18 protein-coding genes are annotated in these 17706 nt (G+C 61.7%); 5 read left to right on the top strand and 13 right to left on the bottom strand.

What is annotated here, in order from left to right; translation table 11 throughout:
• Positions 1 to 2 precede the first annotated feature (2 nt).
• Positions 3 to 608 carry a flavin reductase family protein gene (locus tag THALAR_RS00635; RefSeq protein WP_021099518.1) on the top strand — a complete coding sequence of 202 codons (606 nt, stop codon included), beginning with the start codon at positions 3 to 5 and terminating at the stop codon, positions 606 to 608.
• A gap of 279 nt (positions 609 to 887) precedes the next feature.
• Here the strand turns inward: THALAR_RS00635 and THALAR_RS00630 are convergent, their stop codons facing one another.
• Positions 888 to 2564 (bottom strand): SulP family inorganic anion transporter, encoded by a 1677-nt coding sequence (locus THALAR_RS00630; protein ID WP_021099517.1) that lies wholly within the window; start codon positions 2562 to 2564, stop codon positions 888 to 890.
• A gap of 183 nt (positions 2565 to 2747) precedes the next feature.
• On the opposite strand from THALAR_RS00630, the gene THALAR_RS00625 reads away from it, so the two are divergent.
• Positions 2748 to 3620 carry an S-methyl-5'-thioadenosine phosphorylase gene (locus THALAR_RS00625; RefSeq protein ID WP_021099516.1) on the top strand — a complete coding sequence of 291 codons (873 nt, stop codon included), beginning with the start codon at positions 2748 to 2750 and terminating at the stop codon, positions 3618 to 3620.
• On the opposite strand, the gene THALAR_RS00620 is transcribed toward THALAR_RS00625, so the two are convergent.
• On the bottom strand, positions 3617 to 4303 hold the full coding sequence (locus THALAR_RS00620; RefSeq protein ID WP_021099515.1) for a hypothetical protein: 687 nt from the start codon (positions 4301 to 4303) through the stop codon (positions 3617 to 3619). The two genes, THALAR_RS00625 and THALAR_RS00620, sit on opposite strands and share 4 nt — an antisense overlap.
• A gap of 339 nt (positions 4304 to 4642) precedes the next feature.
• On the opposite strand from THALAR_RS00620, the gene THALAR_RS00615 reads away from it, so the two are divergent.
• The gene (locus tag THALAR_RS00615; RefSeq protein ID WP_021099514.1) at positions 4643 to 5470 is read left to right on the top strand and encodes a M15 family metallopeptidase; all 828 of its coding nucleotides are present in this window, start codon (positions 4643 to 4645) and stop codon (positions 5468 to 5470) included.
• 60 nt (positions 5471 to 5530) lie between these two features.
• Positions 5531 to 6070: an adenine phosphoribosyltransferase gene (locus THALAR_RS00610; RefSeq protein WP_021099513.1), complete on the top strand. Its 540-nt coding sequence runs from the start codon at positions 5531 to 5533 to the stop codon at positions 6068 to 6070.
• Between the two features lie 127 nt (positions 6071 to 6197).
• Here THALAR_RS00610 and THALAR_RS00605 read toward each other — a convergent pair whose 3' ends face one another.
• From THALAR_RS00605 to coxB, 11 genes are all read right to left on the bottom strand, one after another.
• Positions 6198 to 7610: an FAD-binding oxidoreductase gene (locus THALAR_RS00605; protein WP_021099512.1), complete on the bottom strand. Its 1413-nt coding sequence runs from the start codon at positions 7608 to 7610 to the stop codon at positions 6198 to 6200.
• 37 nt (positions 7611 to 7647) lie between these two features.
• The gene (locus THALAR_RS00600) at positions 7648 to 8451 is read right to left on the bottom strand and encodes an MBL fold metallo-hydrolase (protein ID WP_021099511.1); all 804 of its coding nucleotides are present in this window, start codon (positions 8449 to 8451) and stop codon (positions 7648 to 7650) included.
• Positions 8452 to 8538: 87 nt separating this feature from the next.
• Positions 8539 to 9123 (bottom strand): GNAT family N-acetyltransferase, encoded by a 585-nt coding sequence (locus THALAR_RS00595; RefSeq protein ID WP_021099510.1) that lies wholly within the window; start codon positions 9121 to 9123, stop codon positions 8539 to 8541.
• Entirely contained in the window at positions 9123 to 10382 is a 1260-nt protein-coding gene (locus tag THALAR_RS00590) for a M16 family metallopeptidase (protein WP_021099509.1), read from the bottom strand. Before THALAR_RS00590 ends, THALAR_RS00595 begins: the two co-directional genes overlap by 1 nt.
• Complete coding sequence (thrC, locus tag THALAR_RS00585) at positions 10379 to 11767, bottom strand: threonine synthase (protein ID WP_021099508.1); 1389 nt, start codon at positions 11765 to 11767, stop codon at positions 10379 to 10381. The genes THALAR_RS00590 and thrC overlap by 4 nt, the downstream gene beginning before the upstream one ends.
• A gap of 11 nt (positions 11768 to 11778) precedes the next feature.
• A complete protein-coding gene (locus THALAR_RS00580) occupies positions 11779 to 12456 on the bottom strand; it encodes an SURF1 family protein (RefSeq protein WP_021099507.1) in 678 nt (225 codons plus the stop codon).
• A gap of 66 nt (positions 12457 to 12522) precedes the next feature.
• Positions 12523 to 13323 (bottom strand): cytochrome c oxidase subunit 3, encoded by an 801-nt coding sequence (locus THALAR_RS00575; RefSeq protein ID WP_021099506.1) that lies wholly within the window; start codon positions 13321 to 13323, stop codon positions 12523 to 12525.
• Between the two features lie 25 nt (positions 13324 to 13348).
• Positions 13349 to 13945, bottom strand: coding sequence for a cytochrome c oxidase assembly protein (locus tag THALAR_RS00570; RefSeq protein WP_021099505.1), 597 nt, complete (start codon positions 13943 to 13945; stop codon positions 13349 to 13351).
• On the bottom strand, positions 13945 to 14139 hold the full coding sequence (locus THALAR_RS00565) for a hypothetical protein (RefSeq protein ID WP_021099504.1): 195 nt from the start codon (positions 14137 to 14139) through the stop codon (positions 13945 to 13947). Before THALAR_RS00565 ends, THALAR_RS00570 begins: the two co-directional genes overlap by 1 nt.
• Positions 14140 to 14142: 3 nt before the next feature.
• Entirely contained in the window at positions 14143 to 15081 is a 939-nt protein-coding gene (gene cyoE, locus THALAR_RS00560; RefSeq protein ID WP_021099503.1) for a heme o synthase, read from the bottom strand.
• 57 nt (positions 15082 to 15138) lie between these two features.
• On the bottom strand, positions 15139 to 16023 hold the full coding sequence (gene coxB / locus THALAR_RS00555) for a cytochrome c oxidase subunit II (protein ID WP_021099502.1): 885 nt from the start codon (positions 16021 to 16023) through the stop codon (positions 15139 to 15141).
• A gap of 162 nt (positions 16024 to 16185) precedes the next feature.
• Here coxB and tldD point away from each other — a divergent pair, with 162 nt between their 5' ends.
• A complete protein-coding gene (gene tldD, locus THALAR_RS00550; RefSeq protein ID WP_021099501.1) occupies positions 16186 to 17616 on the top strand; it encodes a metalloprotease TldD in 1431 nt (476 codons plus the stop codon).
• The last annotated feature ends 90 nt before the right edge of the window (positions 17617 to 17706 follow it).

The following is a 17706-nucleotide window of genomic DNA, read 5'->3' as shown; positions in this document are numbered from 1 at the left end:
AGATGTTCTACCGCCCCGAAGACGGCCACGGTCTGCCGCATAACCCGTTCAACGCCATCGTGACGCCGCGACCGATCGGCTGGATATCCACCCGCGGGTCTGACGGGTCCGAGAACCTTGCGCCCTATTCCTTCTTCAATGCGGTGGCCTATGTGCCGCCTCAGGTCATGTTCGCCTCGACCACGGCCAAGCCGGACCGTGACGGCACCAAGGATAGCGTGTCCAACATCCGCGACACGGGCGTGTTTTGCGTCAACGTGGTGGAATACGCGGCGCGCGACGTGATGAATGTGACGTCGGGGCCGTGGGACAAGGAGGTTGACGAGTTCACGAAAGCGGGGATCGAGCGGGCGGAGTGTGACACCATCCCCTGCTCGCGCGTGGCGAACACGCCTGCCAATCTTGAGTGCAAACTGACCCAGATATTGCAACTGCCCGGCGAGGCGAATTTCGCCGTGTTCGGAGAGGTCACCGGCGTGCACCTGCGTGATGACTGTCTTGTCGACGGCATGTTCGACGTGACCAAGTTCCAGCCATTGGCGCGGCTGGGCTATCGTGACTACAGCCGTGTTGCGGATCTATTCAGCCTCAAGCGACCGGGCGAATAGCACGCCAAACGCCCCGAGCCGCCGGAAAGCGGCGCGGGGTGATGCGGTCATCTCTATCTGGGGATAAACGCCCTAAAACTGGCGCTGGAGACATAGGTGGCGGCGCCGCCATTTCGCGGGTTGAGCCAGACAGGGGGGTTAGGCCCTGCATCTTTGAACGCATGCGTCAGTCAGATTGCCCCATGGGTACGGGGCCTGATTTCCACGAGCTATGTTTCGACGTCGAGGGGCAGGTTCTAGCCGCCCCCCGTTAATCTTTTCCTAGGCGAGCGTGCGTTGCTAATGCCCGCCCGCCATGACGCCGGTCTTGACCGAGTAATCCACGGCGATCTCGTAGTCGGGGTCGTCGTCGCTGTCGATCATCAACTGGCCCGCCTTGGTCAGCAACTGGTGGCAGTCACGGCTGAGGTGGCGCAGATGGACGGACTTGCCCTCTGCCTCGTACTTACCGGCGATGGCCTCAATGGCTTGCAGGGCCGACTGGTCGGCCACGCGGCTGCGTGCGAAGTCGATGATGACCTCGTCAGGGTCGTCCTTCGGGGTGAACAGCTCGGAGAACCCTTCGGCAGAACCGAAGAACAGCGGGCCTTCGACCTTGTAGACCTTGGTGCCGTCTTCCATAATTTCGGTGTCGGCGTGGATGCGGCGGGCGTTCTGCCACGCATAGGCCAGCGCCGACACGATGACGCCCACGACCACCGCGATGGCGAGGTCATACATCACCGTAGTGATGGTCACCAAGACGATCACGAACGCGTCCAAACGCGGCACCTTGCGCATGATGTTGAACGAGTTCCACGCGAAGGTGCCGATCACCACCATGAACATCACCCCCACCAATGCGGCCAGCGGGATCTGCTCGATCAGCGGCGAGGCGACCAGAATGAACGCCAACAGGAAAAGCGCCGCTGCGATACCCGCCACGCGCGTGCGGCCGCCGGATTTCACGTTGATCATGGATTGCCCGATCATCGCGCAGCCGCCCATGCCGCCGAAGAAGCCGGTGACGGTGTTGGCCACACCTTGGGCCACACATTCCTGCGACGCGCCACCGCGCTTATTGGTCATTTCGCCTACAAGGTTCAGCGTCAGCAGGCTTTCGATCAGACCAATGGCAGCAAGGATCACGGCGTAGGGGAAAATGATCCAGAGCGTCTTGAGCGTGAACGGCGCCAGCATGTCGCCATAGAGCCCTGTGCCACCCTCGCCGCCGAAGCTGAACGGGATGTGGAACGGCGGCAAGCCGCCCTTGATGGAGGCCAGATCACCTACGCGAGGCACGTCAATGCCAAAGCCGATAACCAACAGCGCGACGATGCCGATACCTGCCAGAGGCGCAGGGATCAGGTTCGTTACCTTGGGGGTGGCCCAGATGATTGCCATGGTAAGAACGGTCAGCCCTAGCATGATCGCCAGAGGCCATCCCGTCATCCATTGGCCACTGGCAATGCCATGTCCGCCGCTTGTGGCGGTGCCGGGCACCTGAAACTGGCTCATTTGCGCGAGGAAAATCACGATGGCGAGGCCGTTCACGAAGCCCAGCATCACCGGATGCGGCACCAGCCGGATAAACTTGCCCAGCTTGAAGATACCCGCCGCGATTTGCAGCAGTCCCATCAGGATTACCGTGGCGAACAGATACTCGACCCCATGCGCGGCCACCAGCGACACCATCACAACAGCCAACGCACCAGTGGCACCGGAGATCATCCCCGGACGCCCGCCAATACACGCGGTGATCAGGCCGACGATGAACGCCGCATAGAGCCCCACCAGCGGGTGAACCCCCGCCACGAAGGCGAAGGCCACGGCTTCCGGCACCAAGGCCAGCGCCACGGTCAGGCCGGACAGGATCTCGATACGCCAGCGCGCGGCACCCATGGGGCCGGAGGGCGCAAGGCTCAATTCGTTCAGAATAGGATTTTTGGCGAGGGACGCCATCAGCTTGTTGGTCACGCTGCTGCCTCTTGTCAGGTCACATATGTCGATGAGTTGCGGGCCTGTTAGCGCACACAGTCGCGGAATGCACGGAATACTTGAGCATACGGTTGCGTGATGTCGCGTCCGGTGCATTTCCATCCGGGACACCTTCCGCCAATATGCCGCCAAACACTGCAATTCACAAATGAAGGATACCAAATGGCAGATGCGATGATCGGCGTGATCGGCGGCTCCGGCCTCTACGAGATCGACGGGCTGGAAGGGGCGGAGTGGCAAAAAGTGGAGACCCCGTGGGGTGCGCCATCAGACGCGATCCTCACCGGCACATTGGACGGCGTCAAAATGGCCTTCCTGCCGCGCCACGGGCGCGGGCATGTGCATTCGCCCACCACGGTTCCCTACCGCGCCAATATCGACGCGCTGAAGCGGCTGGGTGTGACGGATGTGATCTCCGTCTCTGCCTGCGGGTCATTCCGCGAGGAAATGGCCCCCGGTGACTTCGTGATCGTGGACCAGTTCATCGACCGCACCTTTGCCCGTGAGAAGTCCTTCTTCGGCACGGGCTGCGTGGCGCATGTCTCCGTCGCGCACCCGACCTGCCCCCGCTTGGGCGCAGCCTGCCTTGAGGCGGCCAAAGACACCGGCATCAACGTCCACAACGGCGGCACCTATCTGGCGATGGAAGGCCCGCAATTCTCGACGCTGGCCGAAAGCAAAATGTACCGCGACAGCTGGGGCGCGGATGTGATCGGCATGACCAACATGCCCGAGGCCAAGCTCGCCCGCGAGGCGGAGCTTTGCTACGCCTCCGTCGCCATGATCACCGACTACGACAGCTGGCACCCTGACCACGGCGAGGTTGACGTGACCCAGATCATTGCCACGCTGATGGGCAACGCGGCCCATGCCCGCGACATGGTGGCCAAACTGCCCGCCCTGCTGGGGGCGGAGCGCGCGCCCTGCCCCCATGGCTGCGACCGCGCGCTGGAATACGCCATTCTGACCGCGCCGGAGGCCCGCGACAAAACCGTGATGGCCAAACTGGATGCAGTCGCGGGGCGCTTGCTTTAGGAGATCGAAATCAGGTCCAGAAAGTCCTTTACCCGCGTCACCCATCGGGCGTCGTAATAGTCGACCGATACCTGTTCAAAATCGCAGTCCGCTGCATTGGCAGCCGGATCGCAATAGTTGAACGTGATTGGCTTCGGGTTGAACCCGACCATCTTGCCTTCAGGAAGGCCGGTGCTTTCGTTCTCGGCGAAATACACATTTGTCACCATGAGCACCAGATAATCGGGATGAGCGGCCGTATCCACGACGTCCTGAAGGCAGTATTCTAGATAGGCGGTTTGACTGGTCGTGGAGAACTGCTTTTCAAAGGGCATCACCAGCGAAACAGCCTTCACCTCGAACCCGCCATCGCCAGACACGCCGAGGGTGCCTGTGACATAGGCCATCGCCTGCGCGAACTGGAGACCCAGCTTGTTATGCGCCTCGACCGTTTCAGGCAGCTTGGAGATAGACACCTCTGTCTGTTCCTTGCTGCATAACGGCGTCGACACGAATTGCCCTGTCGGCTTGTAGTAGGCATAGGCCTTACCCGGCCAGGGCGCGTTTAGATGACCCGCGTGGATTTGCTTTTTCTTGAGCAGCACATCCTCGAAGCTCACGGTCAAGAACAAGGTGGTGGCAAAGGCCACCAGCACGCCGGTCAAGAAAATCCCGAGCGGCCATAGCAAAAGTTTCAGTTTCATGACGACCTCCTCAATTCGGACAGCATAAATTGCCACCGCAATTGTAGTATCCGTTGGGACACTCTTTCGCGGCGACAGGTCCAGCCATAGCTATGCCCAGAATGACGGCTAATAAAACGCGCATTAGACAAACTCCTTTTGATAAAATTAAAAGAAAGTGGACAAAGTTTACCACAGAATTACCCCGCCCAGCCGTGAGAAAACCGTGACAGAAAGGTGGGAGTATTCCGCTTTTTTATATTATTTACAGCATCTTACGATTTCACTCACGCGGCGGCTTACGCTGACGTAAACTATACTTATTTCAACCACAAAAATAACAAACAGGAGGATTTCCGCATGGACACTGCTGCAATCAAGCTTGTGCAATCCAAGCTCAAGGATATGGGCCATTATGCGGGCCGCATCGACGGGGATCGTGGCCCCATGACCCACGACGCAGTTAAGAAGGGCATTCCGCAGATCGGGGGAACACCCCCCGCCGGTTGGAAAGACCTCAGCGACAAACGGCAGACCATCATGTTTCTGCAACTCTACTGCCATGCCAACGACATCGACGCGGGCACCGTGGACGGATTCTGGGGCCCGCAAACCTCTTGGGCCGCCGACGCGCTGGAGGAGAAGCTGCGCAACGGCTTCGTCCATGCGTGGCGGGATGAGGAGCCGATCGACGCCAACCCGCACCAGTTCCCCAAGCAATCGCAGATGACCAGTTTTTACGGCCCCCACGGCATCCCCGGTGGGCGGTCTCCCGAACTGGTGTCGGTTTCCTGCCCGTGGCCTCTGAAGATCGCGTGGAACAAGTCGCAGCGCCGCTCCGGCTTCAAGGTGCACAAGAAGGTGGCCAACAGTCTGGGCGAGATCGTGGAACAGGTGCATGACCACTACGGGCTCAAAGAGATCGAACGCCTCGGCTTCGATCTGTTCGGCGGCGACTACAACCCGCGCAAGATGCGCGGCGGCAGCAGTTGGTCCACCCATAGCTGGGGCATCGCCATCGACTTCGACCCCGAACGCAACCGCCTGAAATGGGGCCGTGGCCGCGCCAGCTTCGCCCATCCCGATTGCGCCGACTTCTGGCAAATCTGGGAGCGTCAGGGCTGGACCTCGCTGGGCCGCGTCAAGAATTTCGACTGGATGCATGTGCAGGCCGCACGGCTCGGCTAAAGCCTTTCCACGCCCCCGCCGCTGGGGTATCCGGAGATGCACGCAATTTCCGGAGCACATATGCCCAACCGTAAGCAGGTCAAAGACTACATCCGCACCATCCCGGACTTCCCCCATGAGGGGATCATGTTCCGCGATGTCACCACCCTGTTTCTGGATGCGCGCGGGTTTCGCATGGCGGTCGACCAACTGCTGCACCCCTATGCGGGCATCCGGTTCGACAAGGTGGCCGGTCTGGAGGCGCGCGGCTTCATCATGGGCGGCGCCATTGCACATCAGTTGTCCACCGGCTTCGTTCCGATCCGCAAAAAAGGCAAACTGCCCGGCAAGACTATCGAACAAACCTACCAGCTGGAATATGGCGAGGCCACGATGGAGCTGCACGAGGACAGCTTGCAGCCGGGCGAAAAGGTGCTTTTGGTCGACGACCTGCTCGCCACCGGCGGCACCGCCGAGGCGGGGATCAAGCTGATCGAAAAGCTGGGTGCCGAGGTCATCGGATGCAGCTTCATAATCGACCTGCCCGATCTGGGCGGCCGTACCAAGCTGGAGGCGATGGGGCAGAATGTCCACGTGCTCTGCGAATTCGAGGGCGACTGACCTCCAACCACATCCTCCCCCATCATTGCTTCAAAAATACCTCGGGGTGTGGGGCAGAGCCCCACTAAAATCGGGGGTGCGGGGGCAGCGCCCCCGCTCTGGCGATGGCCGAAGGCCAGCGCAATCCCTACCCCGACACCACCGCACCGGGGTTCATGATCCCCTTGGGGTCCAGCGCCGCCTTGATCGCCCGCATCGCCGCCAGCTTCGTGGGGTCGCCATACAGGTTCAAATCGTCCACTTTCAGCCGCCCGATGCCATGTTCGGCTGAAATCGACCCGTCCAGTTCGGCCACAAGATCATGCACGATCCGTTTCACCTCGCCGCGCTGGTGGTCGTGATCCACCCGCGACTTCCCCGCCACCGGAAAGACGTTGTAATGCAGGTTCCCGTCGCCCACATGCCCGAAGCAGTTGATGCGGAATGTATCAAGTCGGGCCAGAGCCTGCCCCCCGCGTGCGATGAATTCAGGAATGCGTCCGATCGGCACCGAGATGTCATGCGAGGACACCGATCCGATCCGCCGGTTCGCCTCGGGGATGCTCTCGCGGATCGTCCAGAACGCATCGCGCTGCGCGCCCGATTGGGCGATCACGCCGTCGCTCACCAGTTCCCGCTCGGCGGCGGCTTCGAACAGGCGCTCCAACGCCTCTGACGGGTCCAAACCTGCTACACAGCCGACGTCGATCAGCACCATCCATTCCGGCACGTCCGTGAAGGGCGCACGCACCTCCGGTCCTACCTCGGCCAGAAAATCCAGTCCCATGCGGTTGATCAACTCGAAGGCCGAGACCTGATGGCCCAGCAGATCGCCCGCCAGCGCCAACAGGTCCAGCGCCGCCTGCGGGTCCGGCACGACCATAAGCGCCGCCCCTTCGCCTGCGGGTTTCGGAAACAGTTTCAGCGACGCCGCGGTGATGATCCCCAGCGTCCCTTCCGCCCCGATCAGCAGGTGGCGCAGGTCGTAGCCGGTATTGTTCTTTTTCAGCCGCGACAGCCCGTTCAGGATGGACCCGTCCGGCAGCACCGCCTCCACCCCCAGACACAAATCCCGCGCGTTGCCATAGCGCAGCACGTTCACGCCGCCCGCGTTGGTGGCCAGATTGCCCCCGATGCGCGCAGACCCTTCGGAGGCCAGCGACAGGGGAAACAACCGGTCCACGGCTTCCGCCGCCTTCTGCACGGACGACAGGATGACCCCCGCCTCGGCGGTCATCACGCTCTCGGTCGGGAACACGTCACGGATCTCGTTCATCCGCTCAAGCGACAGGATGACCGGCACAGGCCCGCTCTCGGCAACTTGGCCGCCAACCAACCCGGTGCCGCCGCCATAGGGGATGATCCCCACCCCCGCCTCGGCGCAGGCGCGCACCACCGTTGCGACATCTTCCGTGCAATCTGGGGCGATCAGAAAGCCGTCACCGCCGTGATAGCGCCCGCGCGGCTCTTGCAGATAACTCTCGGTCAGCTCGCGGAACGCAGCTTCGGGAAGTTTCGATTTCAGCTCGGCCCGAAAGCCGTCGGTCACAGAATTCAACATGGCATCTTTATTGCGCGGGTTCGGGACAGGGGAAAGCCTATTCAATCGGTTCGCGCAAATAGGCGGGACGCAAAGTCACGACCGTGGGGCGTTTCGGCAGCGTACGCAACGACACCTCCAGCGAACTGTCAGTGCGGCGATCAATGGCGAACTCGTCCGACATGCCCGCCACGAACCGCCCCAGAGAGCCGTCCGCCCACCAGTGCATCGGGATCACCACCGAAGATTTCAGCCGCTTCAGCACCTTCACCATCGTTGGCAGGTCCAGCGTCAGCCCGCCATCCACGGGGGCCATCACCACATCCAGCCGCCCGAGTGCCGCATATTGCGCCTGATCGGGCTCGTGGTGCAAATGCCCCAGATGGCCGATGCACAGCCCCGCCACCTCGAATACGAAGATGGAATTGCCGTCCGCCTCCACCTCGCCGCCAAACCGCCCGCGAATGTCGGTGAGGACGTTGCGCACCAGCATGTCGCCGAGGTCCAGATGATGCTCCTGCTGCCACCCCTGCAATACATGCTTGATGCGCGGATCGGGGTTCGGCGTCCAGTGGCTGGAATGGGCGTGGTTCATGGTCGCGACGTCCGGCACGAAGTCCCGCACGCCGAAAAATCCGGTGTAATCCGTAGCCGCCGTCAATCCGCCAGGCGTTTCCAGAATGAAGGTGGCATGCGCAATGTAGCTGAGCCGCACGGTATAGTCGTCTAGCGCCTCCCCGACTGAGGCGCGGTGGATATACTCGATCCCCGGAGCGTCGGCCAAGGCGATACAGTGGCTCGGCCTGCGGTCCTGAGCCATCGCCGCGAGCGGCATCATCAAAAAGAGAAGCAACCAACGCATAGCTCAAAGCTAGAGCATACGGTTCTCAGGGCAAAATCAAATGGACTTCATCTTGGCAAAAATATTCAAATCCCGCGCCAGCAACAGCTAACCCACCTCTGTTTTGCCCCGCCGGTCACCACGCAAACTGGCGAACAACACATGGTTGCGCCAGCGTCCGTTGATCTGCAAATAGCTTTGTGCCACGCCCTCATATTTGAAGCCGGACTTTTCCAGAACCCCGCGCGACGCGGTGTTCTCCGGCAGGCAGGCCGCCTCGATCCGACTCAGGTCCAGCGTGGTGAACGAATAATGCACCAAAGCCAGAATGGCCTCCCGCATGTAGCCGTGCCGGGCGTAGCGTTGCCCCATCCAGTAGCCCAGCGTGCCCGCTTGCGCGGGGCCGCGCCGGATATTGTCGAGCGTGATCGCCCCCAATAGCGCACCATCCTTGCGGCGTTCCAGAAACACCGGGACCGCGTTGCCGTTGTTGACGGAGCGTTGCGCCCAGTAGACGCGATTGGTGAAACTCTTGCGCGTCAGGTGGTCGGAGGCCCAGGACGGCTCCCATGGCGTCAGAAACTCGATCGACGACGACCGCAACGACGCCCATTCGCGGTAATCCCCATGCTGGGGCAAGCGCAGCGTCATCCGTTCCGTCTCGATACGGACCTTGCGCTTGCGCCCGAGCATCAGGCGGCGAGCCTGCGGGTGATATGCGCCAGATCGCGGGCTTTTTTCACAGGGCCATAGAGCGCCATGGCCGCATCTGCGGTGGCCAGCTTCGCGGCGAAGTCGCGCACCTGCGCCACATCCACCGCGTCGATCTTGTCGATGGTCTCGGACAATGGCGGCACGCGGCCCCAGATGCCGACCAGCCGCGCCAGACGTTCGGCCCGCGAGGACGGGCTTTCCAGCCCCATCAGCATACCGGCCTTCATCTGCGCCCGCGCACGGCTCACTTCCGCGTCCGACATATCGTCGGCGGCCCGTTTCAACTCATCCACGGTAATGTCGGCCAACCCCGCAATGTCGTCGCCGGACGTGCCTGCATAGACGGTCATCATACCGGTGTCGGAATAGCTGCCGATGGAGCTGTAGATCGTATAGCACAGCCCGCGTTTCTCGCGGATTTCCTGAAACAGCCGCGAGGACATGCCACCGCCGAAAGCGGACGCAAACACCTGCGCGGTATAGAAATCGTCGTCGCGGTAGCCCGGTGCCTCTAACGCCAGCGTGAAATGCGCCTGCTCCAGCTTTTTGATTTCGCGCCGCTCCCCCGCAGCGAAGCTGGCCTGCTCGGTCTGGAATGCGGCCCCCTGCGCCATATCGCCAAACATATCCTCGGCCATGCGCACGATCTCGTCGTGATCCACGGCGCCAGCCGCCGACAGAATCAGATTTTGCGGGCCGTAATGCTCCGCCACGAACCCTGACAGGTCGGCGCGGGAGAAGTTCGAGACCCGCTCCGTCGGCCCCAGAATGGTCCGCCCGATGGGTTGCTCCGGATAGGCCGCTTCTTGCAGCCAGTCGAAAATCACGTCGTCGGGCGTATCCAGCGACATGCCGATCTCTTGCAAGATTACGCCGCGCTCGACCTCGATCTCGCGGGGGTCGAACACCGGATGGCGCACAATGTCACCGATCACGTCCATGGCCAGTGGCACGTCGTCTTTCAACACGCGGGCATAGTAGGCCGTCACCTCGCGCGAGGTGTAGGCGTTGATATAGCCGCCCACGTCCTCGATCGCCTCGGCGATCTGCAAAGCGCTGCGCCGCTTGGTGCCTTTGAACGCCATATGCTCCAGAAAATGGGCGATGCCGTTTTGCTCGATACGCTCGTGGCGGCCGCCCGCATTGACCCAGATCCCCACGCTGGCGCTTTCCAGCGACGGCATGTGCTCGGTCACGATCCGGAACCCGTTTGGCAGGGTGGTAAACTGTTGCGTCATGCGTTGATACGCTCGCGGATCAGGGCTTTGATCTTCTCGATGTCATTTGGCAATTCGGTCATGCGCTCCTCGCGCTCGAACAGGTCCGACATGCGGTCGGGCAATTCAGGATGGTGGCCGGACGCAGCTTCGACGGCGGCCGGGAATTTCGCGGGATGCGCGGTGGCAAGCGTGACCATCGGGGTGCTGCCCAGATGGTCCATCGCCACTTTCACGCCCACGGCGGAGTGCGGGCAAAGCAGCTCGCCCATCGTCGCATTGGCGCGGGTGATCATGGCGGAGGTCTCTTCTTCGCTGACACGGCCCGACGCGTAGGTTTCCTTCAGCGCCTCATAGGCGCCTTGGCTGACCTTGAATTCACCGCTGGCTTTGAGTTCGTCCATCTGCTCCGACACCGCTGCGCCATCTTGGCCGTAGGCATAGAACAAGGCGCGCTCGAAATTCGACGACACCTGAATGTCCATCGACGGGCTGATCGACGGCTTCACGCCGTCAGTGGTGTAGGAGCCAGTTTCCAGCGTGCGGTGCAGGATGTCGTTCTGGTTGGTGGCGATCACCAACTCGCCAATCGGCAGGCCCATCTTCTTGGCGATGTAGCCCGCGAAGATATCGCCGAAATTGCCTGTCGGTACGGTGAAGCTGACCTCGCGGTCGGGCGCGCCGAGGCTCACGGCGGAGGTGAAATAATACACCACCTGCGCCAGCACCCGCGCCCAATTGATAGAGTTGACCCCGGCAAGGCGCACCCCGTCGCGGAAGTCGAAATCGTTGAACATATCTTTCACGGCAGCTTGGCAGGTGTCGAAGTCGCCTTCGATAGCCAGCGCGTGGACGTTATCCTCGCTTGGCGTCGTCATCTGGCGGCGCTGCACATCGGAGACACGGCCCTGCGGGAACAGGATAAACACGTCGACCGCGTCCAGCCCACGGAACGCCTCGATCGCAGCCGAGCCTGTGTCACCGGAGGTGGCCCCTACGATGGTCACCCGCTCTCCGGAGCGTTTGAGCGCCGCTTGGAACATCTGACCGATCATCTGCATGGCGAAATCTTTGAACGCCAAGGTCGGGCCGTGGAACAGCTCCAGAAGGTAGTGGTTTGACCCCAGCTGCACCAAAGGCGCGCGGACGTCGTGGCCGAAACCTTCGTAAGCCTTGGCAATGATCTCGCGGAACTCGGCGTCAGTGAACGTGTCGCCGATAAAGGGGCGCATCACGGTGAAAGCCACATCCTCATAGGACGCGCCGCGCATGGCGCGGATAGCGTCATGGTCCAGCGTCGGGATGGTCTCTGGCAGATACAGGCCACCGTCGCGGGCAAGGCCGGTCAGCATGGCCTGCTCGAATGTCAGGACAGGGGCTTTGCCGCGGGTCGAGATGTAACGCATGGGGTGTTCCTTCAAACGGTCCGCTGCCTGATACGCCAAAGCAAAAAGACTGTCATCCCAAACCATATGACTGCCAGCGAAAACCATGTGATCGCGTAGGACAGGTGGTCGTTCGGGATGCCCGCGCGACTGACAGGAAGCGGAGTGATCTGCGGCGTGGCGGGTGTGGCGTTGCGCAAGATAAGCAACACCGGCTCGGTTCCAAGTGTCGCAGCCATCCGGTCAACGTCACGCGCGAACCAGATGTTGCGCGCCTCGTCCGGCTCGGGGGTGTAGCTGTCTACCTCTTGCGGCCAATGGATGTTGCCTGCGACCACCACCTCGCCCGTGGGTGCAGGGGGGGGGGTGTCCTCCTCGATGGGCAGGATACCGCGGTCCACCATGATGGTGCGCCCGTCCGTGACGAACGGGCTGATGATCCGGTAGCCCGCGCCGATTTGCTTCTGGCTGACCAAAACGCGAATATAGTCCGTGCCATAGGTGCCGGTTGCCTGCACCGGCAGGAACGTGTGCGCGTCGGGGTCCGGATTGTCGGGCAGCGCCACCGGAGCGGTCGCAATGCGGGCGTCGATTTCCGACAGCATCGCCTCTTTCCATGCGAGACGGTTGACTTGCCAGACCCCCAGACTGATCAGGATCGCGCAGCCGATGATGCCGAACAGCAAGGGCAGGATCATTCGCTTGGTCATGTCACCTCAATGAAGAAGCGCGGAGGTTTCCCCCCGCGCCTATTGCCTGTCAATTGCTCGGAGGGCTTAGCTGCCCCAGATGTAGATCGACGCGAACAGGAACAACCAGACCACATCGACGAAGTGCCAGTACCAGGCGGCGGCCTCGAAGCCGACATGCTGTTCTGGTGTGAAGTGGCCCTTGTAGACGCGGATCAGGCAGACCAGCAGGAAGATGGTGCCGACCAGAACGTGGAAGCCATGGAAGCCGGTCGCCATGAAGAAGTTGGCACCATAGATGTTGCCCGAGAAGCCGAAGGCTGCGTGGCTGTATTCATAGGCCTGAAAGCCCGTGAACAAAACGCCCAACGCAATCGCAAGGATAAGGCCGTTTTTCAGGTCTTTGCGGTTGTTCTCGTGAACCAACGCGTGGTGCGCCCAGGTCGCCGCCGCACCGGAGCACAGCAGGATCAGCGTGTTGATCAGCGGCAGGTGCCACGGGTCGAACGTCTCGATCCCTGCGGGCGGCCACTGGCCGTCAATCGCGGGGCTGTCGGGGCCCATGGGGTACATGGCGTGTTTGAAGAACGACCAGAACCACGCCACGAAGAACATGACTTCGGACATGATAAAGAAGATGAAGCCGTAGCGCAGGCCGATGCGCACGACCGGCGTGTGATCGCCTTGCTGGCCTTCGTCGACCATCTCGGACCACCAGCTGAACATGACGTAGAGCACGGCGGCAAGGCCGATTGCGAACATCCATGGGCCGCCATCATGCATCCACACCACCGCGCCGGTCAGCATGACGAATGCCCCGATTGCCCCTAGGAACGGGTTAATCGACGGCGGCAGGATGTGGTAGTCGTGGTTCTTGGCATGTGCCATCTTATTGGGCTCCCTCGTGGTGGGCTTAGTTATATTCAGTTGTTTTTGCGGGCTGCTCGGGCGTCAGGGCCGCTTGGGCCGCAGGCTCGGGCAGGTCGATTTCGTAGAAGGTATAGCTCAGGGTGATTTCCTCGACAAACTTTCCGTCAGGATCGTCGACGATTTCCGGATCAACGAAGAAGGTCACCGGCATCTGTACCCGCTCGCCGGGCTGCAACACCTGTTCGGTAAAGCAGAAACACGCGATCTTGTTGAAGTAGCCGCCCGCCGTGAACGGGAACACGTTGTAGCTGGCTTGGCCCGCAATCGGGCGGTCGGTCGGGTTGTATGCCTCGTAGAAGGCCAGACCGGTCTCGCCGATGCGGACGGTCATTTCGCGCTGAACCGGCTTGAATTCCCACGCCATGTTCGACGACAGCGACCCGTCGAAGCGCACGTTGATGGTACGCTCCAGAATGGTGTCGGAGCCGGCATCTGCCTGCGCCGTCGTGCCGCCATAGCCGGTGACGCGGCAGAACAGATCATAAAGCGGCACGGAGGCGAAGCCGAGACCGCCCATGGTCAGCACCACACCGACCAGGATCGCCATCGTGCGTTTACGGGGATCGAGATTGCGCAGCATCAGTTGCCCTCCCCTTCCTGCGGGATCAAAGCGGGGCGGGACACGTGGTCATAGCCCTCGACAAAGCCGGTATTCTGCACCTTGACCACGGTCAGGCCGAATACGATCGCCACAAAGCCCACGAGCAACAGCCCGACGCCCAGATTGCGCCCGAAGCGGCGCTTGTGCAGTTCATGTTCAACACGCAATGCCATCGCTTACCAGGCCCCCATGCCGAATTTGACCCAGACCGACTGCGCCAGCAGGGCGCAGAAGCTGGCGAACAGATAGACCAGCGAGAAGCGGAAATACGCTTTCTCGGCGGCGTAGATATCGGCCTCCGCGTCGGCCTCGTCACGCTTCCACAGCTTCCACGCGCCCCAGACGAACTTTGCGTTCAGGTAAAGCGCAGCGGTCAGGTAGATCCAGCCGCCGATCGAGGTAAACGCCGCGCCGACCGCCAGCGGGGCGAGCAGGGCCGCGTAGATGAAGATTTGCTTGCGGGTCTCGCGCTTGCCGTGGGTCACGGTCAGCATCGGCACGCCCGCGTTGGTGTAGTCATTGTTCATGAACAGCGCCAAAGCCCAGAAATGGGGCGGCGTCCACATGAACACGAGGCAGAACAACAGCACGCTTTCAATCGACACGCCGCCAGTTGCCACGGCCCAGCCGATCATCGGAGGGAAGGCGCCCGCCGCCCCACCGATCACGATGTTCTGCGGGGTCCAGCGTTTGAGCCACATGGTATAGACGACGGCGTAGAAGAAAATCGTGAAGGCCAATAGGCCTGCGGCGACCCAGTTGGAGGCCAGCCCCAGCATGGTGACCGAGATAAACGACAGCCACAGGCCCAGTGTCAGCGCCTCGCCCGGCGCGACCCTGCCTGCGGGAACAGGGCGGTTGGCGGTGCGCTTCATGATCGTGTCTATGTCGTGGTCATACCACATGTTCAGCGCGCCCGACGCGCCGCCACCCAAGGCGATGAACAGGATGGACACCATGGCGATGAACGGATGGACGCTGACGGGAGCCACGAACACGCCGACCGCCGCCGTGAACACGACCAGCGACATGACGCGCGGCTTCAGCAGCGCCCAATAGTCGCCGAACTGGCCTTCGCCAGTTGCAGTGCCGATATTTTGCGTCGCGTCCGTCATGCGCTGATACCCAAACTCCCGAGAAGCGGTAGGGCGGGGTTCACCCCGCCGCACCAGTTAGTCTGCCGAAGCAACCCGAACAGGTAGCGGTGTCCCCGCATATTCCTCGATCGCGCCTTCCAGCCATTCGTCATAGACCTCCTGGCTGACGACTTTGACCGTGATCGGCATGTAGGCATGAGCCTGACCACACAGCTCGGAGCACTGGCCAAAATAGACGCCCTCTTTCTCGGCGTTGAACCACAACGCTGCCAGACGGCCCGGAACGGCGTCCTGCTTCACGCCAAACGCGGGGATGGTCCAGGAATGGATCACGTCCGCACCGGTGACCTGCATCACGATGGTTTTGCCGACAGGCACGACAACGGCGGTGTCGGTGGCCAGCAGGAATTCATCCTTGCTGTAGCCCGCCTCGACCAGTTCGGCCTCGACCTCTGGGGTCAGGCGGTTTTCGCCAGCGCCAATCATCAGGCTGTCGAACCCGAACCCGTGGTCGACATACTCATAGCCCCAATACCACTGGTAGCCGGTTGCCTTGATGACGATGTCGCCTTCGGGAATGCGCTGTTGCTTGAACAGGACAGGCACCGAGAATGCGCCGATGATCACAAGAATGATGACGGGCACCATGGTCCATGCCACTTCCAGTGTGGAATGGTGGGTGAAGGTCGCCGCAGTCGGGTTGCGTTTCGCGTTGAAGCGGAAGATGCACCACAGCAGCAGAGCGGTGACAAACAGCGTGATAACGGTGATGATCACCAGCACGAAGCTGTCCAGCCAGTGCAAATCGCGGGCGAGTTCGGTAACGGCGGGCTGGAACGCCATGGAGTCTTCTGCACGTGGAGTGCCGATAATTTCCAAGTCGTCCAGCGCGGCCTGCGCGTGTGCACCTGTTGCGGCGAAAAAGCCTGCGAAGGCAGCAAATAGTTTTGCAATTCTCATCTGTTGTTCCCGTCGTTGTCAGGGTCGTGTTCTTTTGGCACGCGGCGGCCCGCTTGCGTCTGGCCTGTGAGAAACCATATTACCATGACAGGAGCAAGCGCAGACACCAAGAAAGCGCCACCATGCCGCACACTATTTTGCGCTAGATCAAGGGAATCGACCATGACTTCAGCTAACGCCAGCCGCTTCAGGCCCTTCGAGACGATGCTGGATCAGGATCGCGCCTTGCAGATTCTGTCCGACGCGACCCGTGGCGCGGATGATGGCGAGCTGTTTCTGGAGCGCAAGCGCGGGGAGATGTTCGCCTTCGACGATGGCCAGTTGAAGACCGCCAGCTATGACGCCTCCGAAGGGTTCGGCCTGCGCGCGGTGCGGGGCGAGACCGCCGGATACGCCCACGCGACCGAGATTTCCGAACAGGCGCTGACCCGCGCCGCCAAAACCGCCCGCCTTGCCGTAGGCGCGGGCGGCGGGACGCTCTCCCCTGCCCCGGCGCGGACCAACGCCAAGCTCTATTCCGACATGGACCCTATGGAAGGCATCGCCTTTGCCGCCAAGGTCGACACACTGCGCGAGATCGACGCCTTTGCCCGCGCTCTCGATTCGCGGGTGGTGCAGGTCTCGGCCTCGCTGGCGGCGTCACAGCAGGAGGTTGCGATTCTCCGGCCCGATGGCACGCTGGTGACAGATGACCGCCCGATGACCCGCATCAACGTCTCGGTCATTGCTGAAAAAGACGGCCGCCGCGAAAGCGGTACCGCGGGCGGCGGCGGGCGCACCATGTTGGACGGGCTGCTGGAGCCGACGCACTGGCAGGGGCTGGTTCGCGAGGCCTTGCGTATCGCCTTGGTCAACCTCGACGCCGAACCCGCGCCTGCTGGCGTCATGGACGTGGTGCTTGGCCCCGGCTGGCCCGGCATTCTGCTGCACGAGGCCATCGGCCATGGGCTGGAGGGCGATTTCAACCGCAAGAAGACCTCCGCCTTCGCAGGGCTTATGGGCCAGCAGATTGCCGCCAAGGGTGTGACCGTGCTGGATGACGGCACGATCCCCGACCGGCGCGGCTCCCTCACGGTGGATGATGAAGGCACGCCCTCGCGCAAAAACGTCCTGATCGAGGACGGGGTGCTGGTGGGTTATATGCAGGACCGCCAGAACGCCCGGCTGATGGGGCGCGAGCCGACCGGCAACGGGCGGCGCGAAAGCTACGCGCACACGCCAATGCCCCGGATGACAAACACTTATTTGCTGGGTGGCGATGCAGAGCCGGAGGCAATTCTGCGAGACCTGAAGGACGGCATCTACGCTGTGGGGTTCGGCGGCGGTCAGGTGGACATTACCAACGGCAAGTTCGTGTTCAGCTGCACCGAGGCCTACCGCGTCAGGAACGGCAAGATCGGTGCTCCGGTGAAAGGAGCCACCCTGATCGGCGACGGGGCGACGGCGCTGAAGCACATCCAAGCCATCGGCAATGACATGGCGCTGGACCCCGGCATGGGGAATTGCGGCAAGGCAGGTCAATGGGTGCCGGTGGGAGTCGGGCAGCCGACGCTGAAAATCGGCGGGCTGACGGTGGGCGGCTCGGCGACCTAAACGGGTGGGTTCTTACGACATAAAGCGCGGAAGAACCCCATTTTAGTCAAATTTTATCAATGTGTTGCAGGAAATTTCTAAACTTATTTC

Source organism: Litoreibacter arenae DSM 19593 (genome assembly GCF_000442275.2).
GTDB lineage: Bacteria > Pseudomonadota > Alphaproteobacteria > Rhodobacterales > Rhodobacteraceae > Litoreibacter > Litoreibacter arenae.
This window is presented reverse-complemented; position numbering and strand designations above follow the sequence as displayed.